Source organism: Lichenifustis flavocetrariae (assembly GCF_026130545.1).
Lineage (GTDB): Bacteria > Pseudomonadota > Alphaproteobacteria > Rhizobiales > Beijerinckiaceae > Lichenihabitans > Lichenihabitans flavocetrariae.
Map to the genome: position 1 here is coordinate 37,439 of NZ_JAMOIM010000027.1, position 25,925 is coordinate 63,363.

Genomic DNA, 25,925 nt, shown 5'->3' on the forward strand with positions numbered 1-25,925 from the left:
TCCCCACCTCTGTATGAGGCACACAGAGACGCACCATGAAGATCGATTTGAAGGGCAAGAGGGCCGTCGTCACGGGCTCCACGGCCGGCATCGGCCGGGCGATCGCCGAGGGGCTTGCGCGCGCGGGTGCGGCGGTCGTCATCAACGGCCGCGGCGAGGAGCGGGTCAGCGCCACGCTGCGGAACATTCGTGCGCTTTTCCCCGCTGCCGACATCACCGGCTTTTCCGCCGATCTGGCGACCGCGGAGGGTGCCGACGACTTCGCTGCTCGTGCGGGGGATGCCGACATCCTGATCAACAACGTGGGCACGGCCAAGCCGAAGGCCTTCCTCGAATTGGCCGACAGCGACTGGCAGGACCTGTTCGAGCTGAATGTGATGAGCGGCGTGAGGATGACCCGCCATCACCTGCCGTCGATGACGAAGCGTGGTTGGGGATGCGTGGTGTTCATCAGCAGCGAGTCGGCGCCGGCGGTCCCCCAGGAGATGATCGACTACGGCATGACGAAGACCGCGCAGCTCGCGATTTCGAGGGGCGTCGCGGAGTCGGTCGCCGGCACGGGCGTGACCGTGAGTGCCGTCCTGCCCGGCCCGACGAACTCCAAGATCCTGTCGAACTGGATGAAGGCCACGGCCGCTGCCGAGGGCATCACGCAGGACGAGGCCGAGCAGAACTTCCTGAACACGATGCGGCCGACCTCGCTCCTCAAGCGGTTCACGACGACGGACGAGATCGCGAACATGGTCGTCTACCTCTGCTCGGAGCAAGCCTCCGGCACGACCGGGGCCGCCCTGCGCGTCGACGGCGGCGTGCTCAGGCAGATCGCGTAACCCGTTCAAATTGAACGTCAAAAATGGAGAGTTGACATGACCACAATACAGAGCGAGCAGACGCGTCCGGCGTTGCCGTCCCACGATCTCACCGGGAAACGGGTGGTCGTGGTGGGCGGCAAGACGGGGATCGGCCTTGGCATCGCTCAGGCCGCCCATGCGGCGGGAGCCAGCGTAACGGTTGCCAGCCGGCGTTCGGCCTCGGTAGCGGACCACCCGGAATTGGCACCCTTCGAGCAGATCAGCCTCGACATCGACGACGAGGAGGCCGTTCGAGCCGCCTTCGACGCCATGGGCGCTCTGGATCACCTCGTCGTCGCCGCGGGGTCGACCGACGGCTCCTGGGGTGCCTTCATGGACGACGACATGCGCGGCGTGCGCAGCTACACCACCAACAAGTACCTCGGCTCCTGGGCGTGCGCGCGCTATGCCGGCCCGCGACTTCCCCCACACGGGTCGATCACCCTCCTCACGGGCGGCATCGCGGCGCGTCCGAAGCTCGGCATGACCTCCGTGACTTCGGCCTTCGCCGCGGTGGAGGCGCTGGGGCGCTCGCTCGCGCTGGAACTCGGCCCAATCCGGGTGAACACCATCCGGCCCGGCTTCATCGATACCGATTTCTGGACCTTCCTCTCCGAGGCGGACGCCGCCGCCGTCCGCGAGAAGGTGCGAGCGAAGTTCCCGGCGCGCCGCCTCGGCCAGGCCGCCGATGTCGGGCACGCCGCCGTGTTCCTGATGACCAATCCCTATGTCACCGGCACCGTGCTCGACGTCACCGGCGGCGAGCAGCTCGTCGACTGGGCGTTCTGAGCGGCGCCCGCCGCCTCGCGTTTCGTTTCCTCTGAAGATTTGGACGGTCCTCATGGCACATCGCATTCGCATCCATCGAACCGGCGGTCCCGAGGTCCTGCAATATGAAGACTACGACGTGGGCGAGCCGGGTCACGGTCAGGTCCGGCTTGCCCAGGAGGCGGCGGGCGTCAACTTCGTCGACACCCAATTCCGCGACGGCATCTATGAAGCGACGCTTCCGCTGACGCTGGGCGTCGAAGGCGCCGGGATCATAGACGCAGTGGGACCAGGCGTCGCCGACCTTAAAGTCGGCGATCGCGTCGGCTGTTGGCTCGCGTTCGGCAGTTACGCTGACATGCGCCTCGTCGACGCCGACAAGCTGGTGGCACTGCCGGCCGGCCTATCCAGCGAGCGGGCGGCTTCGATCTTCACGAAGGGCCTCTCGGCCTGGGCCATGGTCAAGCGCGCCCATGTGGTACGGCCCGGTGAGACGATGCTCGTCCAGGGCGCCTCAGGCGGCGTCGGCTCGCTCGCCCCGTCATGGGCGCAGGCCCTGGGAGCCAAGGTGATCGCCATCGTTGGCAGTCCGGCCAAGGCGACGGGGCTGCGCGACCGCGGCATCGATATGGTGCTTGATTCCGGCGATCCCGATCTCGCCGCAAAAGTTGCAGCCATGACCGGCGGCAGGAGCGTCGACGTCGTCTACGAATTGATCGGCGCCGCGTCTTTCGACAAATCGGTGGCGGCGCTCCGGCCAGGCGGAGACCTCGTTCATTTCGGCAATGCCTCCGGCCCGCCACGCATCGACATGGCGGCCCTGGCGGAACGTGCCATCAGCTACACCAAACCGAATACGGGCGAATTCGTGAACAGCCCCGTCGTCCTGAAAGAGGCCAGCAACGACCTTTGGTCCGCCTTCGAAACCCACATTCTCAAGCCTCTCCCTGTGACCAGCTACCCGTTGCGCGAGGCCCGGCGCGCGCATGAAGACATCAGGGCGCGGCGTGTCGTCGGGTCCATGGTGTTGACCATGTAAGGGCCGGCGCAGTCGGGCCGATTCCAAGGTCGGGGTGTTACACGACACAGTCGACGAAGCCTTCCCAAACCGCCAGCCTGCTCCACATGCTGCCCAACTGCATCGCGTGGCGCCGTTGCGTCGCGGGATCGATATTCAAGGAACCGTTATGAAAATTGGCATCGTAGGCGCCGGTAACATCGGCGCCGCCCTGACGCGTCGTCTTCGCGCGCTGGGCCACCCGGTGAAGGTCGCGAACTCCCGGGGGCCGGAGACCCTGGCCGGTCTGGCGTCCGAGACAGGGGCTACGGCCACGACGGCGACGGACGCCGCCCGGGATGTCGACCTCGTTGTCGTCACGATCCCGGAAAAAGAAATCCCCCGCCTGCCTCGTGATCTGCTGGCTGGTTTGGACGACGGCGCGGTCGTGATCGATACAGGGAACTACTATCCTCGCCATCGAGACGGCCGTATCGAGGCTATCGAGAAAGGCCTGCCTGAAAGCCGATGGGTTGAAGGGTATCTTGGGCGCCCGGTCATCAAGGCGTTCAACAACATCTATGCCCAACACCTCTTCGAGATGGGCAAGCCCGCCGGCACTCCTGGGAGGATCGCCCTGCCAGTTGCCGGTGACGATAGCCGGGCCAAGGCGATCGTGCTGGCCCTGATCGATCAACTTGGCTTCGATGCCGTGGATGCGGGCGGCCTCGACGAGTCGTGGCGCCAGCAACCCGGCTCGCCTGTCTACACCCACGATTTCGATGCCGCTGGCGTCCGCAAGGCCCTGTCCGAGGCCGTCCAGAAGCGCAGTCCGGAGTGGTATGCGACGGACTTAAGTCCTGGCGATTTTCAAAATCCGGCCTGAGCATCACGCATGAGGCCCGGGTTTATGCATGCCGGCAGCGACGCGTTCCAGTGCGAGATTCGCACTCGCAAGCGGGTTCGTGGACTTGGGTTGTGAGGGTGCAATAACCTAGACCGTGACGACTTGCCATGTTGGTCGCCGCCCAGGGTCTCGTCGATGAACACCGGCCGCCCGGGATCGATGTCGAGGTGGCCGTCGAACCACTCCTCGGGGCGCTTCAGGAGGTCGGGCGATCCTGCTCGGTGGCATGCACCCTCTTTTTGCACGTGATCCGGTGCCGGTCGAAGAACCGCCACAACGTGCCGATCCCAACGGCGTAGCCCGCTCGGCCAGCATCGCGATCTGCTTGGGGTTCCGCTTCGCTTCTAGGGTGCTTAGCGCCAGCCTGCTACTGTGCACCGCATATAGGAAAGCGGATCTACATCGGCGGTGTTATGCCCTTGCCAACGGTGACGAGGGCCGCCCGGTCGCCGGGATCGGTCTTGATGAACACGGCGGATCCTATGGCCACCGCCGATCGGTCGGCCACCTCAAAGCGCGTGATCAGGGCGGTTGGCGGCACGGTGATCCGGAATATCTTGCCGCCATCGTACGTGAGAGTGAGCATCCGGCCAGCGACGCGTGCGCGCCTTCACCTCCGGTGGCGGCCCGCCTTCAGGGCGTCGAAGGCCATCTTGGGCAGGATCAGCCCCGCCGTCATCGCCAACACCACGAGGATGGCGGCCGCTGCATTGCCGACGATGGGAAGCAGCGACGCGGGATCCGCCTTGGCTCCCAAATCCACCGCGGCCAGCGCGGCGGACGCGGCCTCGAACATGAGCACGCCGGGGATCAGCGAGACCACCGCCGCGAACGCGGAAGCGCCGAACGGGAGGCGGAAGCGGTCGGCGAGTGGCGCGATGACCGAGCCTACGAGGAGCGTCGCCCCGAACGCGCCCGCCTGTAAGCTGGTGCCGTGCTCCAGCAGCTGCCAGTGTACGGCGTGAGCCGCCATGCCGACCAGGATGGGAACCGCCATGAGCCGCCAGGGCATGTTGAAGAACGAGCCGTACGCGGCGACCGCGAACCCGGCCGCGAGTATGTCCCTGCCGAGCGGCACCTCGCCAGGGGGTCCCGCCTGCGGGAACGCGGTCCCGGTCAGGGCCAGTCCGGAAAGCAGGCCTCCGCAGATAGCCAGCACGATCAGGAGCGCCAAGCCGACGCGACCGGCGCCGATCGGGATACGGGCACGCATCAGGTCGATGCCGCCGTTGAGGAGGTGCGGCCCCGGCACCAGCACCATGCACGGGCATACGACGACGAGCCGGTCCGCTACGGGAAGGTGGAATCGCATGACCAGTCCCCCAAGCGACCCGGCCAGGAGCGAGGCGACGAAGGGCTGCAGGAAGGGATTGTCGCTGGCGTGCGATGCAGCGCGGCGCAGCAGCGCCCCACAGGCCGCACTGGCGGCAATCAGCCCGACCGTCGGCCAGTCCGCTGCGCCGAAGACGATGCTGAGCGCCGCGGCGCCAACCGCGGCCATCGGTGCGAACCGGCCGATCGCCACCGGGTCGCTGCGCCCGACCTCCTCCAGCCGGGCCAAGCCCTCGCCGGCGTCGAGCCGGCCGGCGCAGATGCCGTCGACGACTGCCTCCGTCGCCTCCACCCGGGCGATGTCGACGCCAGTCGGCGCCACCTCGCCGAACGTCGTTTCGTCGGGCGACTGCAGCACGTATTCGCCCCAGCGGGCTGTGAACCGCACCGGGCGGCCTTGCGCCCGGCCCAGCCGCTCGACGGCGAGCCGGGTTCCCTCCGTGGTCTGCCCGTTTGCGAGAAGCAGGTCCGCCGTCCGGGTCAGCAGGGCGGTCGTTTCGCCGCTCACGCGTACCGCACGCCTTCGCCGGCCTCTACCGTGGGGTCCGTGGTCCCCTTGGGCATCGTTCCCTCACCGCCGCCTGGCTCAGGGACCAAGTGCCCCGCAGTGCCGTCGGGAAGGCCCGTGGCCTGCGGCACATGGGTCGGCCCATGATGGCTGGGCGGGGTCACGAGGGCATCCCTGCCGCCGCGAAGCTCTTGCGCAGCGGTGCGGTATCTTCGAACTCCAGCTCGTAGGTGTGGGGGAGCGGCATCAGAGCCCAGGGCAGCGCGCTGCGCGTGAAGATCTGGGCGATGGGACGGAACCAGGAGTGATCGTCCAGGGTAGTGGGCCGTACGATCACGATGCCAGAGGCGTTCTGCGTGCAGGTGTGGGTCCAGCCCGTGCAGGTGCGGCAGGTGAACTGCCGGCTCCATCCGCCGCTGTCAGCAATCTTCTCCCACTGATGGGGCGCCCCCTCCAGGACGAACACGGAGGCCGGCACAGCGAGCCCAAGGGAGAACGCCCCCGAGGTCAGCTGCTGGCAGTCCGTGCAGTGGCACGCGAAGGAGAAGAGGGGTGCCTCGGTGATTCGGTAGCTCATCGCGCGGCACCGGCAGCCGCCCTTGAGCGGTAGCGGTAGATTAATCATGTCCTCGTCCTCTTCGGCTGGCCGGCCAGGTGGCTCGGCGCTTGAGTGCGGGTCGGGTCGGTGACGGCCGCTGGACCTCCGTGTAGGAAAAGAAGGTGCGCGACGGCCCCCGGGGCGCCTGACCTCGGCTTCCGTGAACTCCTAAAGGTGCGATCCGTCGCCTATGCACCGCCGACGCCCTCGCCGACCATGGACTTCGGGTCCATGACCCTGTCGAACGTCGCTTCGTCAACATACCCCGACTTGAGGGCCGCCTCCCGCAAAGTGGCGCCTTCGGCATCCGCGGCCTCCGAGATGTGCGCCGCCTTCTGGTAGCCGATCACGGGCGAGAGCGCCGTGACCAGCATCAGGCTGTTCTCGACGTAGCCCGCGATCCTCTTCTCGTCCAGCTGAGTCCCCTCGACCGAGAAGGTGCGGAACTTCTCGCAGCCGTCGCCCAGGATGCGGGCCGAGTGCAGGAAGTTGTTGATGATGATCGGGCGCATGGCATTGAGCTCGAAGTTGCCCTGGCTGCCGGCGAACTGCACGCCCGAGTTGTCGCCGAGGACCTGGATCGCGATCATCACGATCGCCTCGCATTGGGTCGGGTTGACCTTGCCGGGCATGATCGAGGAGCCCGGCTCGTTCTGCGGCAGCTTCAGCTCGCCCAGGCCGCAGCGCGGGCCGGAGGCGAGCCAGCGCATATCATTCGCGATCTTCATCAGCGCCACCGCGAGCCCGGCCAGGGCCGCATGCGCCCGCACCATGGCGTCGAGCGAGCCCTGGGCCATGAACTTGTTCGGCGCAGTGACGAAGGGTTTGCCCGTGAGCTCGGCGATCTTGGCCGCGACCTTGACCGAAAACCCTTTGGGCGCGTTCAGCCCCGTGCCGACCGCGGTGCCGCCGATCGCAAGCTCGTAGAGGCCGCGGCGACTGTCGGCGATCGCCTCCATGCAGGCGCGGACCTGGGCGGCGTAACCGGACCATTCCTGCCCAACCGTCAGGGGCGTGGCGTCCTCGAGATGGGTGCGGCCGATCTTCACCACGTGCATCCAGTCCGCGGCCTTCACCTCGATCGCCTTGGCCAGCGCATCGAGCTGCGGCAGCAGGCGGGCGTCGACCTCCTCGACGGCCGCGATGTGCATGGCCGTCGGGAAGGTGTCGTTGCTGGATTGCCCCAGATTGACGTCGTCGTTGGGACCGACGGGCTCCTGCGTGCCGAGCTCACCGCCGAGTAGCTGGATCGCGCGGTTCGAGAGCACCTCGTTGACGTTCATGTTGGACTGCGTGCCCGAGCCCGTCTGCCAGACATAGAGCGGGAAGTGGTCGTCGAGCTTGCCGGCGACCGCCTCGTCGGCCGCCCTGACGATGGGATCGGCCTTCCAGGCCGGCAGCCGGCCCTCGGCTTGGTTGACCAGCGCGCAGGCCTTCTTGACGATGCCGTAGGCGTGGTAGACGGCCTTCGGCATCCTGTCGTCGCCGATCGAGAAATGGACCAGCGAGCGGGCGGTCTGGGCGCCGTAGTACGTGTCGGCCGGCACCTCGACGGTGCCCATCGAGTCGAACTCCTTGCGCGTGCCTTTGGCCGCGAGGCCGATCGGCACGTCCTTCATCGTGGGGTGGTCCTTCGCGCCGTGTCCCAGCATGTCGTGGCTCCTTTTTGAGGTCGGGCGCCCTGACGGGCGGTTAGAACGATGTGGATCCTGCATCGAGGCGTGCGTAGTGCCGCTTGGTCGCCCTCGGAGAACCCCGAAGCGCGGGCCGCTGCCCGGCCTGAATGGCGCGCCCCGTCATCGGGTCAGCCGTCGGAGCAGCGACCGGATTCCGAGCATGACGAGGAAGCCGGCGACCGCGGTGAGCACGGGCGTCCCGGAGCGCTCCGCCGCGATGGCCGGTGCGGCCGAGGCCACGGCAGGCTCCGGTGCCTGTCCGCCGCCCGCGTATCCGTCGCCGTCCCCGACCCGCCCGCGGAAGATGAAGTAGACCGCGGCGGTGTAGGCGAGGGTGAGGGGCAGCACGATCACGCCCGCACCCCAGAACATGAAGGTCAGGCTCGAAAGGGGTGCGGCGCCCTGCTCGACCGTGATCGTGAAAGGCACCATGTAGGGCAGGAACGACGCCGCCAGCGTTCCGAAGGCCGAGGCGAAGATCACCGCCCCGCAGGGGAACAGGAGGCGGTCGCGTCGTGCCTTCCAGCCCCAGGCGATGCCGGCGCCGGCGAGCAGCCCCGCGAACGGGAAGGCGATCAGCGCCGGCCGCTCGATCCAGCGGTCCATGACTTGGAGGTGGCGATGCAACGAGATCACGAAGGAGGTCGCGAGGAACGCCAGGAGCGCCGTGGCGAGCCAGGGCAGCACGCGGTAGGCGAAGTCGCGCGTCCGCCCCTCCGTTTTGCCGATCACCCAGCAGCTGCCCATCATCGCGTAGCCGAGGCACAGGCCCACCCCGCAGGCGAGCGCGAGCGGCTGCAGCCAGAAGAACGGCCCGCCGACGAAGCGCCCGCCCTCGATGGGCAGTTCGGCCACGAAGGCGCCCACGGTGACGCCCTGGATGAAGGTCGCGAGGTACGAGCCTCCGACGAAGCCCGCATCCCAGACGCGCGCCATCGTGGGGCCGGCCTTGTAGCGGAACTCGAAGGCAACGCCGCGCAGGATCAGCGAAACGAGCATGAGCTGGATCGGCAGGTAGAAGGCCGAAATGGCGATCGAGTAGACGAGCGGGAAAGCTCCGAACAGGGTTGCGGCGGCCAGCACCAGCCAAGTCTCGTTGCCGTCCCAGACCGGCGAGATCGAGGATAGCAGCTGCGCCCGCGCCCGCTCGCCGGGCGCGAAGGGGTAAAGCATGCCCACCCCGAGGTCGAAGCCGTCGAGCAGCACGTAGAGCAGGAGCGAGAGGGCGAGGGCCGCGGCCCAGAATTCGACCATTCGTCCCTCCTATTCGGCCAGCGTCGGCGACGGGCTGCCGCCGCGGGGCCCAGGGCCGCCGCCGGGCACGGCGAGCGGCCGCTTCGCGTTGCTCGCCCCCATCGGCGTCGCTGTGACCGGGCCGGGACCCGCCCGCAGCAGCCGATAGATGTAGATCGTGCCGAAGACGAAGATGAGGGCGTAGACCGAGCCGAACACGGCGAGGCTGGTCGCGACCTCGCGGGCCCGCAGCGTCGGCGTCACCGCCTCCGCCGTGCGCAGGTGGCCGAAAACCGTCCAGGGCTGCCGCCCGACCTCCGCCGTGATCCAGCCCGTGAGCGTCGCGACGAAGCCCAGCGGAAAGGAGCAGAACGTGGCCCAGAGCAGCCAGCGCCGGCCTTCCAGCCGGCCCAGCCAGGCGAGGAGCGAGCCGCCCCAGGCGAGGGCCAGCATCAGCATGCCGATCCCCACCATGACCCGGAAGGCGAAGAACGGGATGACGATCGGCGGCCGGTCGGCCTTCGGGATCGACTTGATGCCGATCTCCTTGGAGGTGAGGCTGGACGAATCGATGAGGCTGCCGAACGGCGCGGGCAGTCGCAGCTCGAATCCGTTGCTCTCCGTTGCCTCGTCGGGAAGGGCGAACATCACCTCGCCGGCCGGCTGCTCGTCCTCCCAGCGCCCCTCGATGGCGGCGATCTTGGAGGGCTGCTTGCGGACCACGTAGTCGCCGTTGAGGTGCCCGAAGAAGAGCTGCACGGGGACAAGGACCGCGGCGAGGCCGAGGCCCATGCGCAGCATGACCCGGGCCTCCGCCTTGTGCCTGGCCCGCAGGAGGTGCCAGGCGCCCGTAGCCGCCACGCAGAAGGCCGTCGTGACGTAAGCCGCCATCATCATGTGGGGGAATCGGACCCAGACCACGCCGTTGAAGATGATGCCGAACCAGTCGGTCGGCACGAACACCCCCTCGGGCGACGTCTCGAAACCGGTCGGCACCTGCATCCAGCTGTTGTTTACGAGGATCCAGAAGGACGAGAGGCTGGTGCCGACCGCGACCAGGATCGCGCTCGCGAGGTAGAGCGCGGGCCGGACCCGGTTGCGCCCGAAGATCAGGACCCCGAAGAACGACGCCTCGAGCGCGAAGGCCGTGAAGCTCTCGTAGGCGAGCAGCGGCCCCTGGATCGGCCCCGAACGGCGCGACAGCTCGCTCCAGTTCGAGCCGAACTGGAACGCCATGACGATGCCCGACACCACGCCGAGCCCGAAGGCGACGCCGAAGATCTTGAGCCAGAAGTCGAACAGACGGCGGTAGACCGGCAGGCCGGTCGTCAGGCTCATCGCCTCCAGCACCGCGAGCCATGCCGCGAGCCCGATAGTGAAGGCCGGGAAGATGATGTGGAACGAGATCGTGAAGGCGAATTGGATACGGGACAGCAGGATGGCGGTGACGTCGGGGTTCATTTCGCGGCCCCCATGCGTGTCTCAAGGTCGGGTCGGTCCCCACGTGCCCGCTCGGCATGCGTTCGGGCGGGCGGCGCCAACTCAGACGTTCTCGATCTTGAGGACCGGAGCGGTCTCGGCGCGGGTCCGCCTGCAGGCCTCGGCGTCCGCCTTGAGGTCGATCCCGTAGGTCGGGATGATCTCCTTGAGCTTGGGCAGCCAGGCGCCCTCGGTGAGCTCGTCCCCGAAGCACCTCTGCAGCACTTCGAGGCCGATGAAGGCGGCGGTCGAGGCGCCGGGCGACGCGCCGAGCAGCGCCACGATCGACTTGTCCTCCGACACCACCAGCTCGGTCCCGAATTCGAGCGAGCCCTCCTTCTTGAAGATGCTGTGCTGCCCGGTCGGCTTGATGGTCTGCACGCGCTGTCCGGCCACCGCCTCGCGCCAGTCCTTCTTCACCGCGCGTGGGAAGAACTGCTTGAGCATGTCGAACTGGTGGGTTGAGCTCTGCATCACCTGCCCGACGAGGTACTCCGAGAGGGCGATGTTGTCCTTGGCGACGTCGAGGAGCGGCACGATGTTCGCGTGGGTCAGGGAGGTGAACAGGTCCTCCAGCGAGCCGTGCTTGAGGAACCGCGTGGAGAAGCCCGCATAGGGCCCGAACAGCAGCGACTGCTTGCCGTCGATGATGCGCGTGTCGAGGTGGGGGACGGACATCGGCGGCGAGCCGGAGGACGCCTTGCCGTAGACCTTGGCGTGGTGACGGTGGCTGACCGCGTCGACGTCGCAGCGCAGCCAGATGCCGCTGACCGGGAACCCGCCGTAGCCCACCCCCTCGGGGATCTTCGAATTCTGCAGCAGCGGCAGCGAGCCGCCCCCCGCGCCGATGAAGACGAACTTAGCCGACACGGTCTGGACGCCGCCGTCGTAGGCGTCCTCCACCGATACCCTCCAGCGCCCGTCATCCTCCCGGTCGAGCCCCACGACCTTGCGGTCGTAGTGGACGTCGAAGCCGGGCTGGTCCGAGAGGTGCTTCACCAGCAGGTGCGTCAGCGCGCCATAGTCGACGTCCGTCCCGCTGACGATGCGGGTGGCGGCGAAGGGCTCGCTGTCGTCGCGGCCATCCATGATCAGCGGCGCCCATTCGGCGATCTTGGCACGGTCCTCGCTGTATTCCATGCCGTGATAGCAATGGTTGGCCGACATCTCCCTGAAGCGCTCGCGCAGGAAGGCGACGTTCTCCTTGCCCCAGACGAAGCTCATGTGCGGGCAGGGATGGATGAAGGCGCGGGGATCGGGGATCGCGCCCTTCCTGACCAGGAAGGCCCAGAGCTGGCGCGACAGGTCGAACTCGGTGTTGACCTCCAGGGCCTTAGAGATGTCGACGCCGCCGTCGCTGCGCTGCGGCGTGTAGTTCAGCTCGCAATTGGCGGCATGGCCGGTACCGGCATTGTTCCAGCCGTTTGAGCTCTCCTCGGCGCAATCGTGCAGCGCCTCGAACATCGCGATGGTGAGCGAGGGTTCGAGCTCCTTGAGGAACGTGCCGAACGTGGCGCTCATGATGCCGGCGCCGATCAGCACGACGTCGGGACGATCTGGGTTGCTCACCGGGGGGCTCCTGGCTGTTTGTCGGAGGTGGCGCTGGCGGGCGACGTTCACCCGCCCTTGACGAAGGGCACGTCGACGTCCGCGCCGATGATGACGTAGGCCCGGCGCCAGGGCTGGTCGTCCATCAGGCGCCAGCTGTGGCCGCTGCCCGTGGTGTCCTCGGCCAGCAGGATGTCGCCGGGGTGGATCACGAAGGTCGCCCCGCTCGCCGTCTTGAACTCGAGCGTGCCGGCGAGCGTGATCACGAACTGCCGGGTCGGCGCGTCATGAGGCGCGAAGGTGCCGCCCGCCTCGGTCTCGCGGTAGGAGATGCTGGAGGCTGCGACCTTGCCGCTCAGCACGTCGCTGCGCTCCCCCTTCGGCAGGTCGACGGTTCCCTCCTCGAACACCGAATTGCCGTCCGGACCGGTCCAGATTCTCACGCAGCGGATCATCGTTCGTTCTCCTGGGTCAGCTCTCACGTCGGGGCGGTCACGCCGCCGGGTCGTCCGGTTTGACGAGCTGCGCCTCGCCTTCGCCGAAGGACCAGTCCTGCCTCTCGACCTCGACGAAGTTGATGACGACGTCCTGCCGCCGGAGGCCGATCCGCTCGTGCAGGCTGTCCGCGAGCGTCCGGTAGAGCCGCCGCTTGGTCGCGGTGTCGCGGCCGGAGTTCAGCGTGACCTGGACGATGATCGCCTCGGACGACCGCTCGATGCCGAGGTATCCGGGGTCGATTGAGAGGGTGCCCGGCCCGTGCTCGGACACGACCTGGAAGCGCTCCTCCAAAGGCACGCCGAACGCCGCGTGCATGGCTGACTGGACCGTCTCCATGAGCGCCGCGCGGTAGGGGGCCGGTTTGCCGGCGGGGAGGTCGATGCGGACGAGTGGCACTGGAGGGCTCCGTCGAGCGATGGTGGAGAGGGTTGGCTCTGGACGGCGCCTGCTACCGGAAGAAGCCGGAGAGAGTGTTGGTGCGGGCGAGCTCGATGAGCTCGTCGCCGCGGCCGTTCATCACCGCCTTGGCGGCCCAGAGCCCGAAACCCTTCGCCTCGGTCAGCGTCACCTTGGGGGGCATGGCGAGCTCCTGGCGGTTGGTCACGACATCGAGCAGGGCGGGGCCGGGATGGGCGAGGGCGTCGCGGAGCGCCGGCGCCAGCGCGGCCGGATCCTCGACCCGGGTGCCGTGGATGCCCATGGCGCGGGCCATCGCGGCAAAATCCGGGTTCTGCAGGTCGACGCCGAACTCCAGGAACCCGGTCCCCTTCATCTCGAGCTCCACGAAGCCGAGCGCGCCGTTGTTGAACACGACGACCTTGACCGGCAGATTGAGCTGCGCCAGCGAGATGAAATCGCCCATCAGCATGGTGAAGCCGCCGTCGCCGCAGAGCGCAATGACCTGCCGCCCGGCGTCGATGGCCTGGGCGCCGATCGCCATCGGCATCGCATTCGCCATCGACCCGTGCGCCAGCGATCCCAGCATGCGCCGGCGCCCGTTCATTTTGAGGTAGCGCGCCGCCCAGACCGTGGGCGTCCCGACGTCGAAGGTGAACACCGCATCGTCGGAGGCGAGGTCGCTCACCGTCTTGGCCACGAACTGCGGATGGATCGGCTGGTGCCCGGCCTTGCCGGTCGCCAGCTCGTCAAGCCCCTCGCGCGCCTTGGCGTAGTTGGCGAGGCTGTCGTCGAGGTGGCTGCGGTCGTGCTTGTCGTCGAGCCTTGGCAGCAGGGCCTCGATCGTGGCGCCGACGTCGCCGACGAGGCCGAGGTCGAGCTTGCAGCGGCGCCCAAGGTTCTCCGGCCTCAGGTCGACCTGGGCGATCCTGGCGTTGGTCGGGAAGAACTGCCGGTAGGGGAAATCGGTCCCCAGCATCAGCAAGGTGTCGCAATCCATCATCGCCTGATAGCCCGAGGAGAAGCCGATCAGGCCGGTCATGCCGACGTCGTACGGGTTGTCCCACTCCACGTGCTCCTTGCCGCCGAGCGCATGGACGATCGGCGCCTTCAGCGCCTCGGCCAGCCGCATCAGCTGCGCATGGGAGCCGGCGCAGCCGCGCCCGCAGAACAGGGTGATCCGCGATCCTGCGTTCAGCATGGCCGCGAGCGCGTCGAGTTCGCGGTCGCGCGGCCGCACCACTGGCGGCTCCGGCAGCAGGCCGGCCGCAGGGGTGGGCGCCGCCTTGGTCGCCTGCAGCGCGACGTCGCCGGGGATGACCAGCACCGACACCCCGCGCTGCCCCACCGCCGCGCGGATGGCGCTCTCCAGCATGCGCGGCATCTGGTCGGCGCTGGAGACGAGCTCGCAGAAGTGGCTGCACTCCTTGAAGAGCGATTCCGGATGCGTCTCCTGGAAGTAGCCCGAACCGATCTCGGCGGTCGGGATGTGCGCCGCGATCGCCAGGACGGGCACACGACTGCGGTGGGCGTCGAACAGGCCGTTGATCAGGTGCAGGTTTCCCGGCCCGCACGACCCGGCGCAGACCGCCAAGGTCCCAGTCACGGCCGCCTCGCCGCTCGCCGCGAAGGCCGCCGCCTCCTCGTGCCGCGTGTGCAGCCAGCGGATGCTGCCGTCCCGGCGGATTGCGTCGGTGATGCCGTTCAGGCTGTCGCCGACCAAGCCGTAGATGCGCTCCACGCCGGCCTGCTTCAGGCATGCGACGATCAGATCTGCGAGATTCGTTGACATCGTCATCCCCAGTTCGTTACGGAACCCGTTTGAACGAGCCTGCCGGGTGCGCCGTTCGCGGCAGCTCGCCCGCCCGACGCATTACGGCGACAAACCCCATTCGCTGCGGGCGCCATCCACGCCGCATGCCCCCCGCAAGCGGGCCGCCGGCGTCCCGAGCCGAACCTGCGGCGGCCGCATCGTCACGCGAGAAGCTTGTCCATGACGATGGGCAGGTCGCGGATGCGCTTGCCGGTCGCATGGTGGACGGCGTTTGCGACGGCCGCGGCGGTGCCGACGATGCCAAGCTCGCCGATGCCCTTCACCCCCAGGGGATTGACCTCGGGATCCTCCTCGGGAACCATGATTACGTCCACCCGGGGGACATCCGCATTGACGGCCATCAGATACTCCCCGAGGCTGTCGTTGACGTAACGACCCCGCTTCTCGTCGATCTCTGTCGCCTCGAGCAGCGCGGACGACATGCCCCAGATCATCCCGCCCATAAGCTGGCTCCGGGCCGTCCGCGGGTTGACGATGCGGCCCGCCGCGAAGGCACCGGTCATGCGCGGGACCCGGATCTCGCGCGTCAGCCGGTGGATGCGCACCTCGACGAACTCGGCGCCGAAGGCGAACATCAGGGGCTTGCCGTTTTTGGACTCGTCGCCGCGCGCCTGGTTCGCGAACGGCACCTGGCCCTTGCGGAGCATGCCGAGGACTTCGGGATTCGTGCCGGGAGGCAGGAACTCTCCAAGATCGCCGATTTCGCTCACGCCCAACCGAGCGAAGGCTGCCGAGCGATCCCGGTCGTCGGGAAGGGCATTGCCGAAGCGGGACCGAAGCTTGTCGATCGCAAGCTTCACGGCCGACCCGATCGACGCGGTTGCGAGGGAGTTGCTCGAGGCGGGGGCGGCCGGCAGCCTGGAGTCACCCATGGCCACATGCACCCGCTCCGGGTCGATCCCCAGCTCCCGCGCTGCGACCTGGCCCAGCGCCGTGTAGGTCCCCTGGCCGGAATCGTGGCCTGCGACCTCGACGCGGGCGCTTCCGTCAGCGCTCAGGGTGACCCGCGCCGTGGCGGGCGCCATGTGGGTGGGGTAGCCGGCGGTCGCGCAGCCGTAGCCGATGAGCCAATCGCCTTCGCGCATCGATCCTGGTGTGGGATCGCGCTTGCTCCACCCGAAGCTCGCGGCCGCTTCGTCGTAGCATCGCATCAGCGAGCGGCTGGTGAACCGCGCGCCGTCGATAGGGCTCTCGCGGATGTCGTTGACGCGGCGCAGCTCAATGGGATCCATGTCGAGCGCGAACGCGAGTTCGTCCATGGCGCTTTCCAAGGGGTACATGTAGGGCATCTCGACCGGGGCCCGCATGAAGCCCGACGTCTGCCGATCCGCCTTGACGAGGTTGACGCGCGTCAGGATCGCGGGCTTGCCGTACATCGCGGTGGTGACGCCGAAGCCCGCCAGCGGGTAGTCGTCGTGACGCGACTGCATCTCCCAGCTCTCGTGCCCGTATGCGAGCAGGCGGCCGTCGTGATCGGCCGCGAGCCGCACGTGGTGCTTCGTCTCGGACCGGTAGGTCGCCAGCGTGAAGCCCTGGTCCCGCGTCACGACGTTGCGGACGGGTCGTGCCAGCTCCCGCGCGGCCCCGGCGACCAGCGCGGTGCGCTGCGTCATGAATCCCTTGCCGCCGAACGCCCCTCCCATATACGGGTTGACGACATGAACCTTGGATGGGTCGATCCCCATCATCGCCGCGGCGCCGTTGGCGAGTTCGACGACGAATTGGCTCGGCTCGTGGATCGTCAGCTCGCCGGCGGACCAGGACGCGGTCGTCGAGTAGAGCTCGATCGCGTTCTGGTGCTGGGCCGGCGTGCTGTAGACGCCCTCCACCTTCACGGGCGCGGCGGCCAGGGCCGCGGCGAAGTCGCCGGCCTTCTTCTCTTTCTCCGCCAGCGCGTCTGGGTGCAGGATGTCCACACCGGGGCTGTCGATGGTCGCGGCAGGCGTCGTAGCGTCGTACCGCGTCACGATGCGATGCGATGCGTCGCGCGCGATCTCGTACGTCTCGGCGATCACCATCGCGATGATCTGGCCGTCGTGATGGATCTCGGGCCCGGTGAGCGGCATGTTCGTGTCGGAGGCGTAGCCGCCCTTCTGCGTGTAGGGCGTCGCGATCCTGCGGGGCGCATTCAGGTGCGTGTACACCTTGACGACGCCGTCCAGCGCTTCGGCAGGAGCGGCATCGATCGACAGGACCCGGCCCCGTGCGATGGCGCTGGTCAGGAAGTAGGCCTGCAGCGGCGACTGCCCGGGCGCGTCGGCGGCATAGACCAGCCGGCCGGTGACCTTCGCCACCGATTCCGAGCGGCGGATCGGCTCGCCCATGTTGGCGAGCGGCGCCGGAGCCGCGGTGTTGCCCACGCTCATCGGGGAACCTCCATGGCCTGGGCATCCAGGAGCGCGCGCACCATCGTGGCCTTGCCGAGCACGACCTTGTAGCCGTTGTGCTCGCGCGTCCTGGCGTCCCCGAATTCGGCTTCGGCCGCGGCGCGCGCGTTCGCCTCGGTCAACTCCTGGCCGCGGAGCATCCCTTCGGCCCGATGCGCCCGCCAGGGGATCGTCGCGACGCCGCCCAAGCCGATCCTGACGTCGCGCAACGTCCGTCCGTCGAGTTCTATCGCGACGGCTGCGCTGGCGTTGGCGAAGGCGTAGCTCTCGCGGTCCCGGATCTTGCGGTACAGGGACCGCCGCCTGGGACCTCCCGGAACGATGAAGGCGGTGATGAGCTCGCCCGGTGAAAGGCTGGTCTCGATGTGGGGCGTCGTGCCCGGGAGGCGGTGCAGGTCCGCGAAGGCGATCAAGCGCTTGCCGGTCCTGCCCAGCACCTCGACCCGGGCATCGAGCGCGACCAGGGCGGGCGCCCAGTCGCCGGGATAGAGCGCGATGCACTGATCGCTCGTGCCGAGAACCGCATGGCCCCTGTTGGAGCCGTCCAGCGCCGCGCAGCCCGAGCCCGGCACGCGCTTGTTGCACTGGTCGTAGCTCGTGTCGCGGAAGTACAGGCAGCGCGTGCGCTGGAGCACGTTGCCGCCCAGGCGGGCCATGTTGCGCAGCTGCTGCGACGCCGCCTGCCACAGGCTCTCGGTCAGCAGCGGGTAGTCGCGAACCACCGATGGATCGGCGTGCAACTTCGCCATCGTCACCAGCGAGCCGATCCGCAGGCCCTCGTCGGAGGGCACGATGCGGTGCATCGCCTCGTCGTCGATCGCGGTGATGTCCACGACCGTCGTCGGCTGCATGACGTCTAGCTTCATGAGGTCGATCAGCGTCGTGCCGCCACCCTTGTACTGCACGGGGGCGGTGACGTGCGCGCTTGCAGGAACGGAAGCGAGTGCGACCGCGGTCGCGGCGTCGGTCGGCCTCTCGTAAGCGAAAGGGCGCATCAGCCTCTCTCCATCTCGTTCTTGGCCTGGTTCACAGCCGCGACGATGTTGGGATAGGCCGCGCACCGGCACAGGTTGCCGCTCATGTATTCGCGGATATCCTCGTCCGAACCGGCATGGCCCTCCCGCACGCATGCGATCGCCGACATGATCTGGCCCGACGTGCAATAGCCGCACTGGAACGCATCATGGTCGATGAAAGCCTGCTGCATCGGATGCAGGCTTTCGCCCTCGGCCAAGCCTTCCACCGTCGTGATGTGCAGGCCTTCCACCGCGACGGTGAGGGTCAGGCAGGCCAGGTGCCGCTCGCCCTCGACATGGATGGTGCAAGCGCCGCATTGGCCCTGATCGCAGCCCTTCTTGGACCCGGTGAGGCCGAGCTTGTCGCGTAGGGCATCGAGCAGCGTCATCCGGGTATCGACCCGGATCGCATGATCGGTTCCGTTCACGGAAAGCGTGATATCTCGCGTCAGAGGTGTCGTCCGGGTGTCCATGGAAGCTCGCGCGCCGGCCGGGGCCGAACCAAGGGAAAGTGACGCCGCCAGGACCGCCCCGGTGGCGATAACGGTACGGCGGTCGACAGCACATTCGTTCATCGTGTCCGCATCCCCTTTATTGGAGGCGCCCCAGGCTGCGAGGCCTGGTGCGGAAATCTGCGAGTTAGGCAGGCAGAAGCGCCATCGATGCGCTGCGATCAGCCGGACCAACGACATCGCGGAACGGAGCACTCGGCCTGCCGCGCCTCAAGCCGAAGATGCCGGTCAGCAGGAGCGCCGATGCCAAAGCCTTGTTCCAGGCACCGACGCCCACAATCGAAATTAAAAGGCACGCATCGTGGCTTGCGTGCGTGCCCTAAGGTCGCATCTCATCCGCTGGACCTCAACAAACGTAGCACGCCGCGCCGCAAGCTGAAGTAAATTCCTGTAAAAACCACATTGGACCCAGTGTTCCGTGCGCCCCTAACCTCGAAGCTATGCGGTTCTTCCGGTCATCATCTCTTCAGGCCCGTTCAACGCTTCACGATACTCCGCTCGTCCCGCCCAGGCCCCTCGGCACGTCCCGCTGGGACGGGGAGCTCGCCCCTGGCGTCGGGAACGGGCCTTCGGCGCAGATGCGAAGCCGCGTCGGACATTGCGTTGTGGCGGTGCGTGTCCTTCGGCGCAGGCCACGCATGCCGGCTCCGACAATGCGCGGCGGCTGGCCGATGGTAGGTTGAGTTTGTTGCTGGACACCGGGCCTTCTCGAGCGAAGGGAGACCCCTCGAGCTGGCCTGAACCGCACTGGCCTGCAGGCATCCCGCAGCAGGGAAGGATCGTCTTGCATTCGTCCTGGCGCTCCATCCCCCCCGGCGGCAGAACCGCGACGCGCGAGGTCGGGGAGCGGTAACCCGGGCATCGACGCGATGACCCATGCGACATTCGCGTGCTCGACAAGGCACTTTTGTGGGACCCATAACGGCCGTGGCACGTTCGTCTCAGCGAGCGCCGCGCGCCTGTGACACGGAGTGCGAGTTATTGGAACGTCATGCGATCGGGTCCTTCGACGAGAGGACGATGGACGGACGTGCAGGACCGAGCGTCGATGTCGCCTTCGTGTTCGGCCCATATAAGCTCATCCCGAGCCAGAAGCTCCTCCTGCGTGAGGACATGCCCGTCAAGGTCGGCGGCAGGGCGCTGGATGTCCTTTACCTGCTGGTGATGCGGGCGGGGGAGGAGGTCAGTAAGGAGGCCCTGATTGCCTTCGCTTGGCCCGACATGTTCGTTGACGAACGAAACCTGAAGGTTCACGTCAGCAGCTTGCGGCGCGCCCTCGAGGACACCCTTCCGCAAGCCACCTACATCGCGACGGTGGTGAGGCGGGGATACCAATTCGTCGCCCGGGTCCGGACGGAGCACGTCGATATCGCGGCATTCGCAGGCGCGGATCAGGCGGCCCCGTCAAGCCTTCCCGCGCTGCCGACCCTCACCGGTCGGCGGCATCAGGTCGAGGAGGTCGCCCAGGCGCTCGACACGACGAGGCTCGTGACCCTCGTCGGACCCGGGGGCGTTGGGAAGACCAGCCTGGCGGTCGCGGTCGCGCACGCGAGGAGCGACGACTTCGCCGACGGCGTTCACTTCGTGGACCTGTCCACGACACACGACCCAGCCATGGTCGTCCACCTGATCGCCAAGAGCCTGGGCATGCGTGGCGATCCGAAGGATTTGGTCTCGGCCGTGGTGGATCACCTGCGCGACAGGCAAGCCCTGATCGTTCTCGACAATTGCGAGCACCTCCTGCACGCCGCGGCGGCCATCGCGGCGCGGCTCGTGGACGCGAGGATCAAAGGCTGCCTCCTCGCGACAAGTCGCGCTCCGCTCGGCATCGCCGCCGAGAGGCTGCAACGCGTCGAGCCGCTCGCATTCCCGCAGAGGACGCAATCGCTGACCGCGGGCGAGGTACTCGCCTACCCCGCGGTGGCGCTCTTCGCGTTGCGCGCTCTCGAGACGGCCGACTACCTCCTGGCCGACGGCGACGTCCAGGTCGTCGCGCGGCTCTGCGAGGCGTTGGACGGCCTCCCCCTCGCGATCGAGATCGCCGCCGCCAAGCTCGACCAGTTCTCACCGGCGGAGGTCCTCGAGTCAGTGGGTCCGCGTCTCACCGCACTCCGGAACGATGACGAAGGGACGCATCCGCGGCATCGGACGCTCTGGGCGATGTTGGACTGGAGCTACCGGCTCTTGTCCCCGGAGGAGTCGACGGTGTTCCGGCTACTATCCGTCTTCGCAGGCTCCTTTGAGTGGGCCGAGGTCGCCGGCATGGCTCGACTGGTGGCATACGATCCATACCAGATCACCATGGCCCTCGGCGGACTCGTCTCCAAGTCGCTGGTCACGGTTGGGATCGACGGCGAGCATCTGCGCTATCGACTCCTGGAGAGCGCCAGGCGGTACGCGGCGGAGAGCCTGCTTCAGGACCCTCTCGCCCGAGAGGCGCAGCGTCACCACGCCCAGGGTGTGCTTGCGACGTTCGAGAGGTCCGAGGCCGAGTGGGGCAGCGTCGAGAACCGTGTCTGGCGCACGCGCTACGAGATGCGGCTCGGAGACCTGCGCAAGGCCTTGGACTGGTGCTTCGGCGAGGGGGGAGAGGCGGCGCTCGGCGTCGACTTGGCGATCTCCGCAATCCGCTTCTGGAACGAGCATTCTTTCATGTCGGAGCAGCGGTTCCAGGTCGACAGGGCGTTGAGCCATTGCGCGTCCCTGGTGATCGCGCCGCGGCGGAAGGCGATCCTCGCGACGTCCCGGGCGTGGAGCATGACCCTCGCCCGGCAGCCTCAGGCCGAGACGGACGACGCTTGGAGATCGGCGCTCGCATGCGCCGATCTCGGCGGCGACTTCGGCCAGCGGTTTTCTGTCATATCCGACTGGGCCCATTTCCTCATCTATACGGGAAGGAATGAGCAGGCGGTCGGCTTGCTGGGCGAGTTCATCCGGATCGCGGCGCAGGCCGGCGACCGGGCTACGGTGTTCGACGGGGAGAGACTCAGCGCCTGGGCGGAGATGCATCTCGGCAGGTTGACTGAGGTGTTGGCCAAGCTCGAGCGGCTTACCGAGGACCTGGCCCGGGGCGTGCCGCCATCGAGGATCACGCGTTACGAGGAGCAGAGGTCCGTCAGCATCAGTGGCACACTTGCCTTTTCGACTTGGCTCACCGGTGAATCCGAGCGTGCCCTGGCGATGGCCGACGGGCTGGTGCTGCAGACGGGACGGGCCGGCCTCCTGATGGGCCAGTCGCATACCCTTGCGTTCGTCGCCATGCCGATCGCGCTCTGGAGCGGCCGGATTGACGACCTGGAGCGGTATGCGGCCATTCTGAGGGGCAACCTCGACCGTGAGTATATCGCGTTGTACGAACTGGTGCAGCGGTTCTACGCGGCCGCAGTCCGGCGCGCGCGCAGGCAGCAAGGCGCGTCGGACGACATGCGGTCGGCGGTTTACGAGCTCGTCCGCGATGGCTTCCTGGTGCGCACCCCGATGTACCTTGGCGTCTTGGCCGAAGCCCTGCTGGAGGAGGGAAGATCCGCTGAGGCCGACGAAGCGATCGAGTTCGCGTTGGCGCTGCAACGCGAGTCGACGGAGAACTGGTGCCTTCCGGAACTGCTTCGCGTGCAGGCCCGGGTGATGGCAGCAGGCGGCCAGCGGGATCTTTCCCTGATGGTGCTCGGCAGAGCGCGCGAGAGCGCCCTCACGATCGGCGCCCGGACCCTGGAGGCGCGGATCGTCGGCGAGATGGCACGGATAGCGGTCGCCGAGAGCGATCCCGAAGGGGCGGCCACGCTCCTCGCGCCTCCGCGCGAGGTCTTCGGGCAAGGGTGGGGCGCCGTGCGCCCGGAGGAGTCCCTGCACCTGCTCGAAGCGAGAGGCGCGAACCCGCGGGTTCCGTCGCAGAGCGATCCCTACCCTGTAAACCAGTCGGCATGAGGCCGCGAGATCGGCACGCGGCCTGATTGTCGAAGGCCCGTTCTCCGCCCGATGCCGCTGGAAGGTCCGGGGCACGGGGACACCCGCAACGCGGGCGGGGCTCACGCCAGCAACCGGCTCGCATCCCGGTCGATGTAGGTCTCGAGGAACTGCTGGAGGCGTGGAGGACGCGGTTGCCGGAAGATGTCGGCCGGGTGCCGTCGAGGACGATTCTGCCACGGTCGAGGAAGGCGACGCGCTGCGCGGCGGACACAACCAAGCCGATCTCGTGCGAGACGACGACCATTGTCATCCCCTCGGGCGCGAGGTCCTTTATGGCGGCCAGAACCACCTTGCCCGCGACGTCCTGGGGCCAATTGGTGCTGGCGTCGCCCTTCCTCTTGACGAGGTCGGTATTCGCCACGCTGATCGGCGAGCTGAAGGCATACTGCTCCATGCGCATCTTGGTGATGGTGGCCGGGTCGGCCACCATGTCGAACCTCTTCACCGTCAGACCCGGGAGTACCCCTTCCCAGGGTAGCGCCACCCAGGTGACCTTGACGCCGAGCTCCTTGCCGCCCCCGCCGAACAGATCCACCTTGAGGCCGACATGCTCGCCCTCATTGACGTAGGCGAGGGGCGGGAAGTCTCCGTCCCGCCCCTCGGCACTCCGCGGGTTCGCACTCCCCACGGGTCGGGGCGCATTTTACAACAATTTACTCGTGCAATGCCGGCGCGAAGAGTTAGCGTCGAGCTAATTGCAGTCCCCGAATGGAGATGACCCATGCCGTTCGCACGTATCGATCTACTTCATGGGAAACCGGCCGACTACCGCGCCACCTTGGCCGACATCGTCTATCGCGGCATCGTCGATGTCCTGAAGGCGCCCGACGGCGACCGATTTGTCGTCGTCGGCGAGCATTCTTCCGAGAATTTGATCTACGACGCGAAGTTTCTCGGGTTCGAACGATCACCCGATTTCATCCTGGTTCAGGTCACCAGCACAGTCGGCAACGAACCGACGACGAAATTTGCCTTCTATCGGTTTATCGCCGACGAGCTCAAGGCCAAGCTCAATGTCCGCCCGGATGACATTATGATCAATCTCGTCTTCGTGAAGCGGGAGGACTGGTCGTTCGGTGCGGGCGAGCCGTGGACTTGAGGGTTTAATACAGGGCGTAGCGCCGCCATATTGCGGCCGAGGCGCTTCAAGGAACGGAAGGCGATGCTAGCGGATCCGGCTCACTTCTAAGTCTCGATGTGATGTTCGGCAAGTTCACCACCAAAATCGGCAAGACAATCACGTCGGCCTGAATAAGGATGCGTGCCGACCTTGATCCAAGGCGGGGCTTATTTGGGCTATGGCTGACGGAAACTTGACCGTTCTTCGTGGCGGCAGCCGCGGCAGTCATCATCCGAGCCTTTAGCGCCGGGGTGATGCTTTCGAGATGAACAGGCAGTCGCACACCTCCGCGACAGTTGTGCCGACTACTTCCCGCGCGACGATGCGTCACCGGTTTGCCCGTTGTCGCGATGCGGTTCGGCATCAGCAAAGAGGGACTGCCGGTATTCCGTGTGCTGTTAAAAGTTTTTCTGTGTTGACGCGCCAGCGCTGCGTCGAGAACAGGTGTCCACATCTTATGGAAAACAACGGCAAATTCGCTGTTCCGCGTGAATGAGCCGGGAAACAGCTGTTTGGAGCCGCGGGACTAAGCAGAAGCGACAAACTGGCGAAAGACGAATCTGTCCAACTCGGGATGGATGAGAAGAACGCGAATCGAGGAATGTGTCTTTGTTCGCTTGAGAGCATTCGGCCTGATGTGAATCAAGCCGGTTGTCAGATCGATGTCGTCGGACGCAAGACCAGCACCTTCGCTTAGTCTCAGCATCTGGTACCATGCCAATTGTGGTACCCAGATAAGTGAGTATGCGTGGATGTGCGCGATGTATCGTCATCGCCTCAAGCCTCACGCTTTGCTGGAGCCGTGCCACCATGCCGGTGATCTGCGAGCCGAACGTAAGGGCGATCTCTGGAGCACGCGTGCGCAGGCTCCTCGCAACCCGCGACCGCTGCCGCCCAGGACCGATCGGCCCGCCACCAATATACGCTGTCGCGTCGCGCCATGTTGGCTGCAATGCCCATCCGACACCCCATGGGTACAGGCGGGTGTACAGGTCCGTGCACAACTGCGACTCTCCGGCTGTCGAGAGCCGAATTTCGCAAATCTTATCCAGAAATTGGCTGAGTACTGGCTGGGGCGGGAGGAGCCCCAGCCAGTACTAAGATCCCTTGCAGGTGCCCGGGCGCGTACAACGCCACGTTACAATGCAGTGTACAATGGCCACTTAAAACCGCAACAGATTCTCCCGCTCTTGCAGGGCACCTAACTCGGGTAACGGCGGTTCAGATTGTGTTTGGGCTAGCTCACTAGACCCGATGATTGCTGGGCCTGAGGGTGGTCCGTCATCCGATATGCGACGGTACGAAAGTTGAGCAGGATCGCCGGCACAGAGCCTCACGGATAGGAGACGGGCCACATAGACCGTACCGGTTTATTGGCTTGAATGTTCACAAGGAGCGGATTTTGATCTCGGTCGCTGAGAGCGGGAGGTCTGGCGCTGTCGAATACCTCGGTGAGATCGACAACGACCCTGATGCGATCCGGAAGTTATGCGAGCAGCTCGGGCGTCAGGGCAAGCCGTTAGCGTTTTGCTACGAGGCGCGATCGTGCGGTTAAGCTTACATCACGACCTCGACCATCTGCGCGGCCACTCGTCAATCATCTTCGCCTGCGGACATTTACCGGACACGGATCACGACCCCGCGTCGCAACCGATGCCGTCGCGGCTCGAGAACGCGCCCGGTCTGCGACGTGATCTGCCTGAGATACGCGCTGGTGGACGATTGGATGGACGGCTACGCACTCGAACCGGGAAGCGTCACGATCGGCATCGATGATACCTGCGACGTAGTGCACGGCCGCAGCAACTGGTGCTTTTTAACGCGCACCATGATGCGCGCTGCCTCCTGCCGATTTACGTTTAAATCGGCGTAGGGTTCCGACGCCGATCGGCATGGTGCGTACCTGAATTATCAGTGCTGGCAGGGTCACCTGCCGAAGCCGTTGCACAGCGATGCTGTGCACAGCGAAATGTCCACCTTCGCCGAAAGCATCGCGGCTGGCAAAACTGCCGTGACCGCGGCTGTCATCGAGACGTGCTCCAATGGGCAGACCGAAGGCCAAGTCACCAAATTGAAGCTCTTGAAACGGCAGATGCCTGGGTGCTCAGCGGTCAATTTGCAGCGCGCGAACTCGGTGCGCAAAGGCTGAGGCGACTGACAATTTGCACACAAATTTTGTCAGAGCTAACTTCAGCCTCGAATGTGGCTTCAGCAGGCCTTGAGAGTATCCGGCATGAGCACCCCACGTTTCGGAGCCGCGCGTGAGGCGCGATGATGGCCACTCCGATGAGGTAGAGGG

Annotated in this window: 22 protein-coding genes and 2 pseudogenes; 9 read left to right on the forward strand and 15 right to left on the reverse strand. The window is 66.7% G+C overall.

All coding sequences use genetic code 11. The annotated features are described in order from the left end of the window. Positions 1-35: 35 nt before the first annotated feature. From M8523_RS26430 to M8523_RS36860, 5 genes are all read left to right on the forward strand, one after another. Positions 36-830, forward strand: coding sequence for an SDR family NAD(P)-dependent oxidoreductase (locus M8523_RS26430; RefSeq protein WP_282587883.1), 795 nt, complete (start codon positions 36-38; stop codon positions 828-830). Positions 831-866: 36 nt separating this feature from the next. Next, a complete protein-coding gene (locus tag M8523_RS26435; protein ID WP_282587884.1) occupies positions 867-1,640 on the forward strand; it encodes an SDR family oxidoreductase in 774 nt (257 codons plus the stop codon). Positions 1,641-1,692: 52 nt separating this feature from the next. Continuing rightward, the gene (locus M8523_RS26440) at positions 1,693-2,658 is read left to right on the forward strand and encodes a quinone oxidoreductase family protein (RefSeq protein WP_282587885.1); all 966 of its coding nucleotides are present in this window, start codon (positions 1,693-1,695) and stop codon (positions 2,656-2,658) included. A 115-nt stretch (positions 2,659-2,773) separates the two neighbouring features. Further along, complete coding sequence (locus M8523_RS26445) at positions 2,774-3,502, forward strand: NADPH-dependent F420 reductase (RefSeq protein ID WP_282587886.1); 729 nt, start codon at positions 2,774-2,776, stop codon at positions 3,500-3,502. A 128-nt stretch (positions 3,503-3,630) separates the two neighbouring features. Then, positions 3,631-3,822: a hypothetical protein gene (locus tag M8523_RS36860; RefSeq protein ID WP_428351350.1), complete on the forward strand. Its 192-nt coding sequence runs from the start codon at positions 3,631-3,633 to the stop codon at positions 3,820-3,822. Between the two features lie 98 nt (positions 3,823-3,920). On the opposite strand, the gene M8523_RS26455 is transcribed toward M8523_RS36860, so the two are convergent. The 14 genes from M8523_RS26455 to M8523_RS26520 all read right to left on the reverse strand — a co-directional run bounded on the left by M8523_RS26455 (position 3,921) and on the right by M8523_RS26520 (position 18,603). Then, positions 3,921-4,109, reverse strand: a complete 189-nt coding sequence (locus M8523_RS26455) for a hypothetical protein (RefSeq protein WP_282587887.1) — start codon at positions 4,107-4,109, stop codon at positions 3,921-3,923. A gap of 24 nt (positions 4,110-4,133) precedes the next feature. Beyond that, a complete protein-coding gene (locus tag M8523_RS26460) occupies positions 4,134-5,363 on the reverse strand; it encodes a threonine/serine exporter family protein (RefSeq protein WP_282587888.1) in 1,230 nt (409 codons plus the stop codon). After that, on the reverse strand, positions 5,360-5,527 hold the full coding sequence (locus M8523_RS26465; protein ID WP_282587889.1) for a hypothetical protein: 168 nt from the start codon (positions 5,525-5,527) through the stop codon (positions 5,360-5,362). The genes M8523_RS26460 and M8523_RS26465 overlap by 4 nt, the downstream gene beginning before the upstream one ends. Then, complete coding sequence (locus tag M8523_RS26470; protein WP_282587890.1) at positions 5,524-5,988, reverse strand: GFA family protein; 465 nt, start codon at positions 5,986-5,988, stop codon at positions 5,524-5,526. The genes M8523_RS26465 and M8523_RS26470 overlap by 4 nt, the downstream gene beginning before the upstream one ends. Before the next feature lie 161 nt (positions 5,989-6,149). Continuing rightward, positions 6,150-7,613, reverse strand: a complete 1,464-nt coding sequence (fumC, locus tag M8523_RS26475) for a class II fumarate hydratase (protein WP_282587891.1) — start codon at positions 7,611-7,613, stop codon at positions 6,150-6,152. Positions 7,614-7,757: 144 nt separating this feature from the next. Next, complete coding sequence (gene cydB, locus M8523_RS26480) at positions 7,758-8,891, reverse strand: cytochrome d ubiquinol oxidase subunit II (RefSeq protein ID WP_282587892.1); 1,134 nt, start codon at positions 8,889-8,891, stop codon at positions 7,758-7,760. Positions 8,892-8,900: 9 nt separating this feature from the next. After that, positions 8,901-10,331 (reverse strand): cytochrome ubiquinol oxidase subunit I, encoded by a 1,431-nt coding sequence (locus M8523_RS26485; protein WP_282587893.1) that lies wholly within the window; start codon positions 10,329-10,331, stop codon positions 8,901-8,903. Positions 10,332-10,412: 81 nt separating this feature from the next. Then, entirely contained in the window at positions 10,413-11,918 is a 1,506-nt protein-coding gene (gene mqo / locus M8523_RS26490; RefSeq protein WP_282587894.1) for a malate dehydrogenase (quinone), read from the reverse strand. Between the two features lie 47 nt (positions 11,919-11,965). Beyond that, complete coding sequence (locus tag M8523_RS26495) at positions 11,966-12,352, reverse strand: cupin domain-containing protein (protein ID WP_282587895.1); 387 nt, start codon at positions 12,350-12,352, stop codon at positions 11,966-11,968. Positions 12,353-12,389: 37 nt separating this feature from the next. After that, the gene (locus M8523_RS26500) at positions 12,390-12,791 is read right to left on the reverse strand and encodes a tautomerase family protein (RefSeq protein ID WP_282587896.1); all 402 of its coding nucleotides are present in this window, start codon (positions 12,789-12,791) and stop codon (positions 12,390-12,392) included. 52 nt (positions 12,792-12,843) lie between these two features. After that, positions 12,844-14,583: a ubiquinone-dependent pyruvate dehydrogenase gene (poxB, locus tag M8523_RS26505; RefSeq protein WP_282587903.1), complete on the reverse strand. Its 1,740-nt coding sequence runs from the start codon at positions 14,581-14,583 to the stop codon at positions 12,844-12,846. A gap of 182 nt (positions 14,584-14,765) precedes the next feature. After that, complete coding sequence (locus tag M8523_RS26510; protein WP_282587897.1) at positions 14,766-16,991, reverse strand: xanthine dehydrogenase family protein molybdopterin-binding subunit; 2,226 nt, start codon at positions 16,989-16,991, stop codon at positions 14,766-14,768. Beyond that, a complete protein-coding gene (locus M8523_RS26515) occupies positions 16,988-18,007 on the reverse strand; it encodes an FAD binding domain-containing protein (RefSeq protein WP_282587898.1) in 1,020 nt (339 codons plus the stop codon). Before M8523_RS26515 ends, M8523_RS26510 begins: the two co-directional genes overlap by 4 nt. Beyond that, positions 18,007-18,603, reverse strand: a complete 597-nt coding sequence (locus M8523_RS26520) for a (2Fe-2S)-binding protein (protein WP_428351356.1) — start codon at positions 18,601-18,603, stop codon at positions 18,007-18,009. The genes M8523_RS26515 and M8523_RS26520 overlap by 1 nt, the downstream gene beginning before the upstream one ends. A gap of 957 nt (positions 18,604-19,560) precedes the next feature. Here M8523_RS26520 and M8523_RS26525 point away from each other — a divergent pair. Continuing rightward, entirely contained in the window at positions 19,561-22,464 is a 2,904-nt protein-coding gene (locus M8523_RS26525) for an ATP-binding protein (RefSeq protein ID WP_282587899.1), read from the forward strand. A gap of 160 nt (positions 22,465-22,624) precedes the next feature. Next, positions 22,625-22,984, forward strand: coding sequence for a hypothetical protein (locus M8523_RS26530; RefSeq protein ID WP_282587900.1), 360 nt, complete (start codon positions 22,625-22,627; stop codon positions 22,982-22,984). On the opposite strand, the pseudogene M8523_RS36865 reads toward M8523_RS26530, so the two are convergent. Next, a pseudogene (locus tag M8523_RS36865) lies at positions 22,886-23,134 on the reverse strand (transporter substrate-binding domain-containing protein); the annotation flags it as partial. The gene M8523_RS26530 and the pseudogene M8523_RS36865 sit on opposite strands and share 99 nt — an antisense overlap. A 93-nt stretch (positions 23,135-23,227) precedes the next feature. Between M8523_RS36865 and M8523_RS26535 the strand changes: the two are divergent. Both M8523_RS26535 and M8523_RS26540 read left to right on the forward strand, forming a co-directional pair. Then, complete coding sequence (locus M8523_RS26535; protein WP_282587901.1) at positions 23,228-23,605, forward strand: tautomerase family protein; 378 nt, start codon at positions 23,228-23,230, stop codon at positions 23,603-23,605. A 1,587-nt stretch (positions 23,606-25,192) separates the two neighbouring features. Continuing rightward, positions 25,193-25,486: pseudogene (locus M8523_RS26540) on the forward strand (transposase); the annotation flags it as partial. Positions 25,487-25,925: the final 439 nt, after the last annotated feature.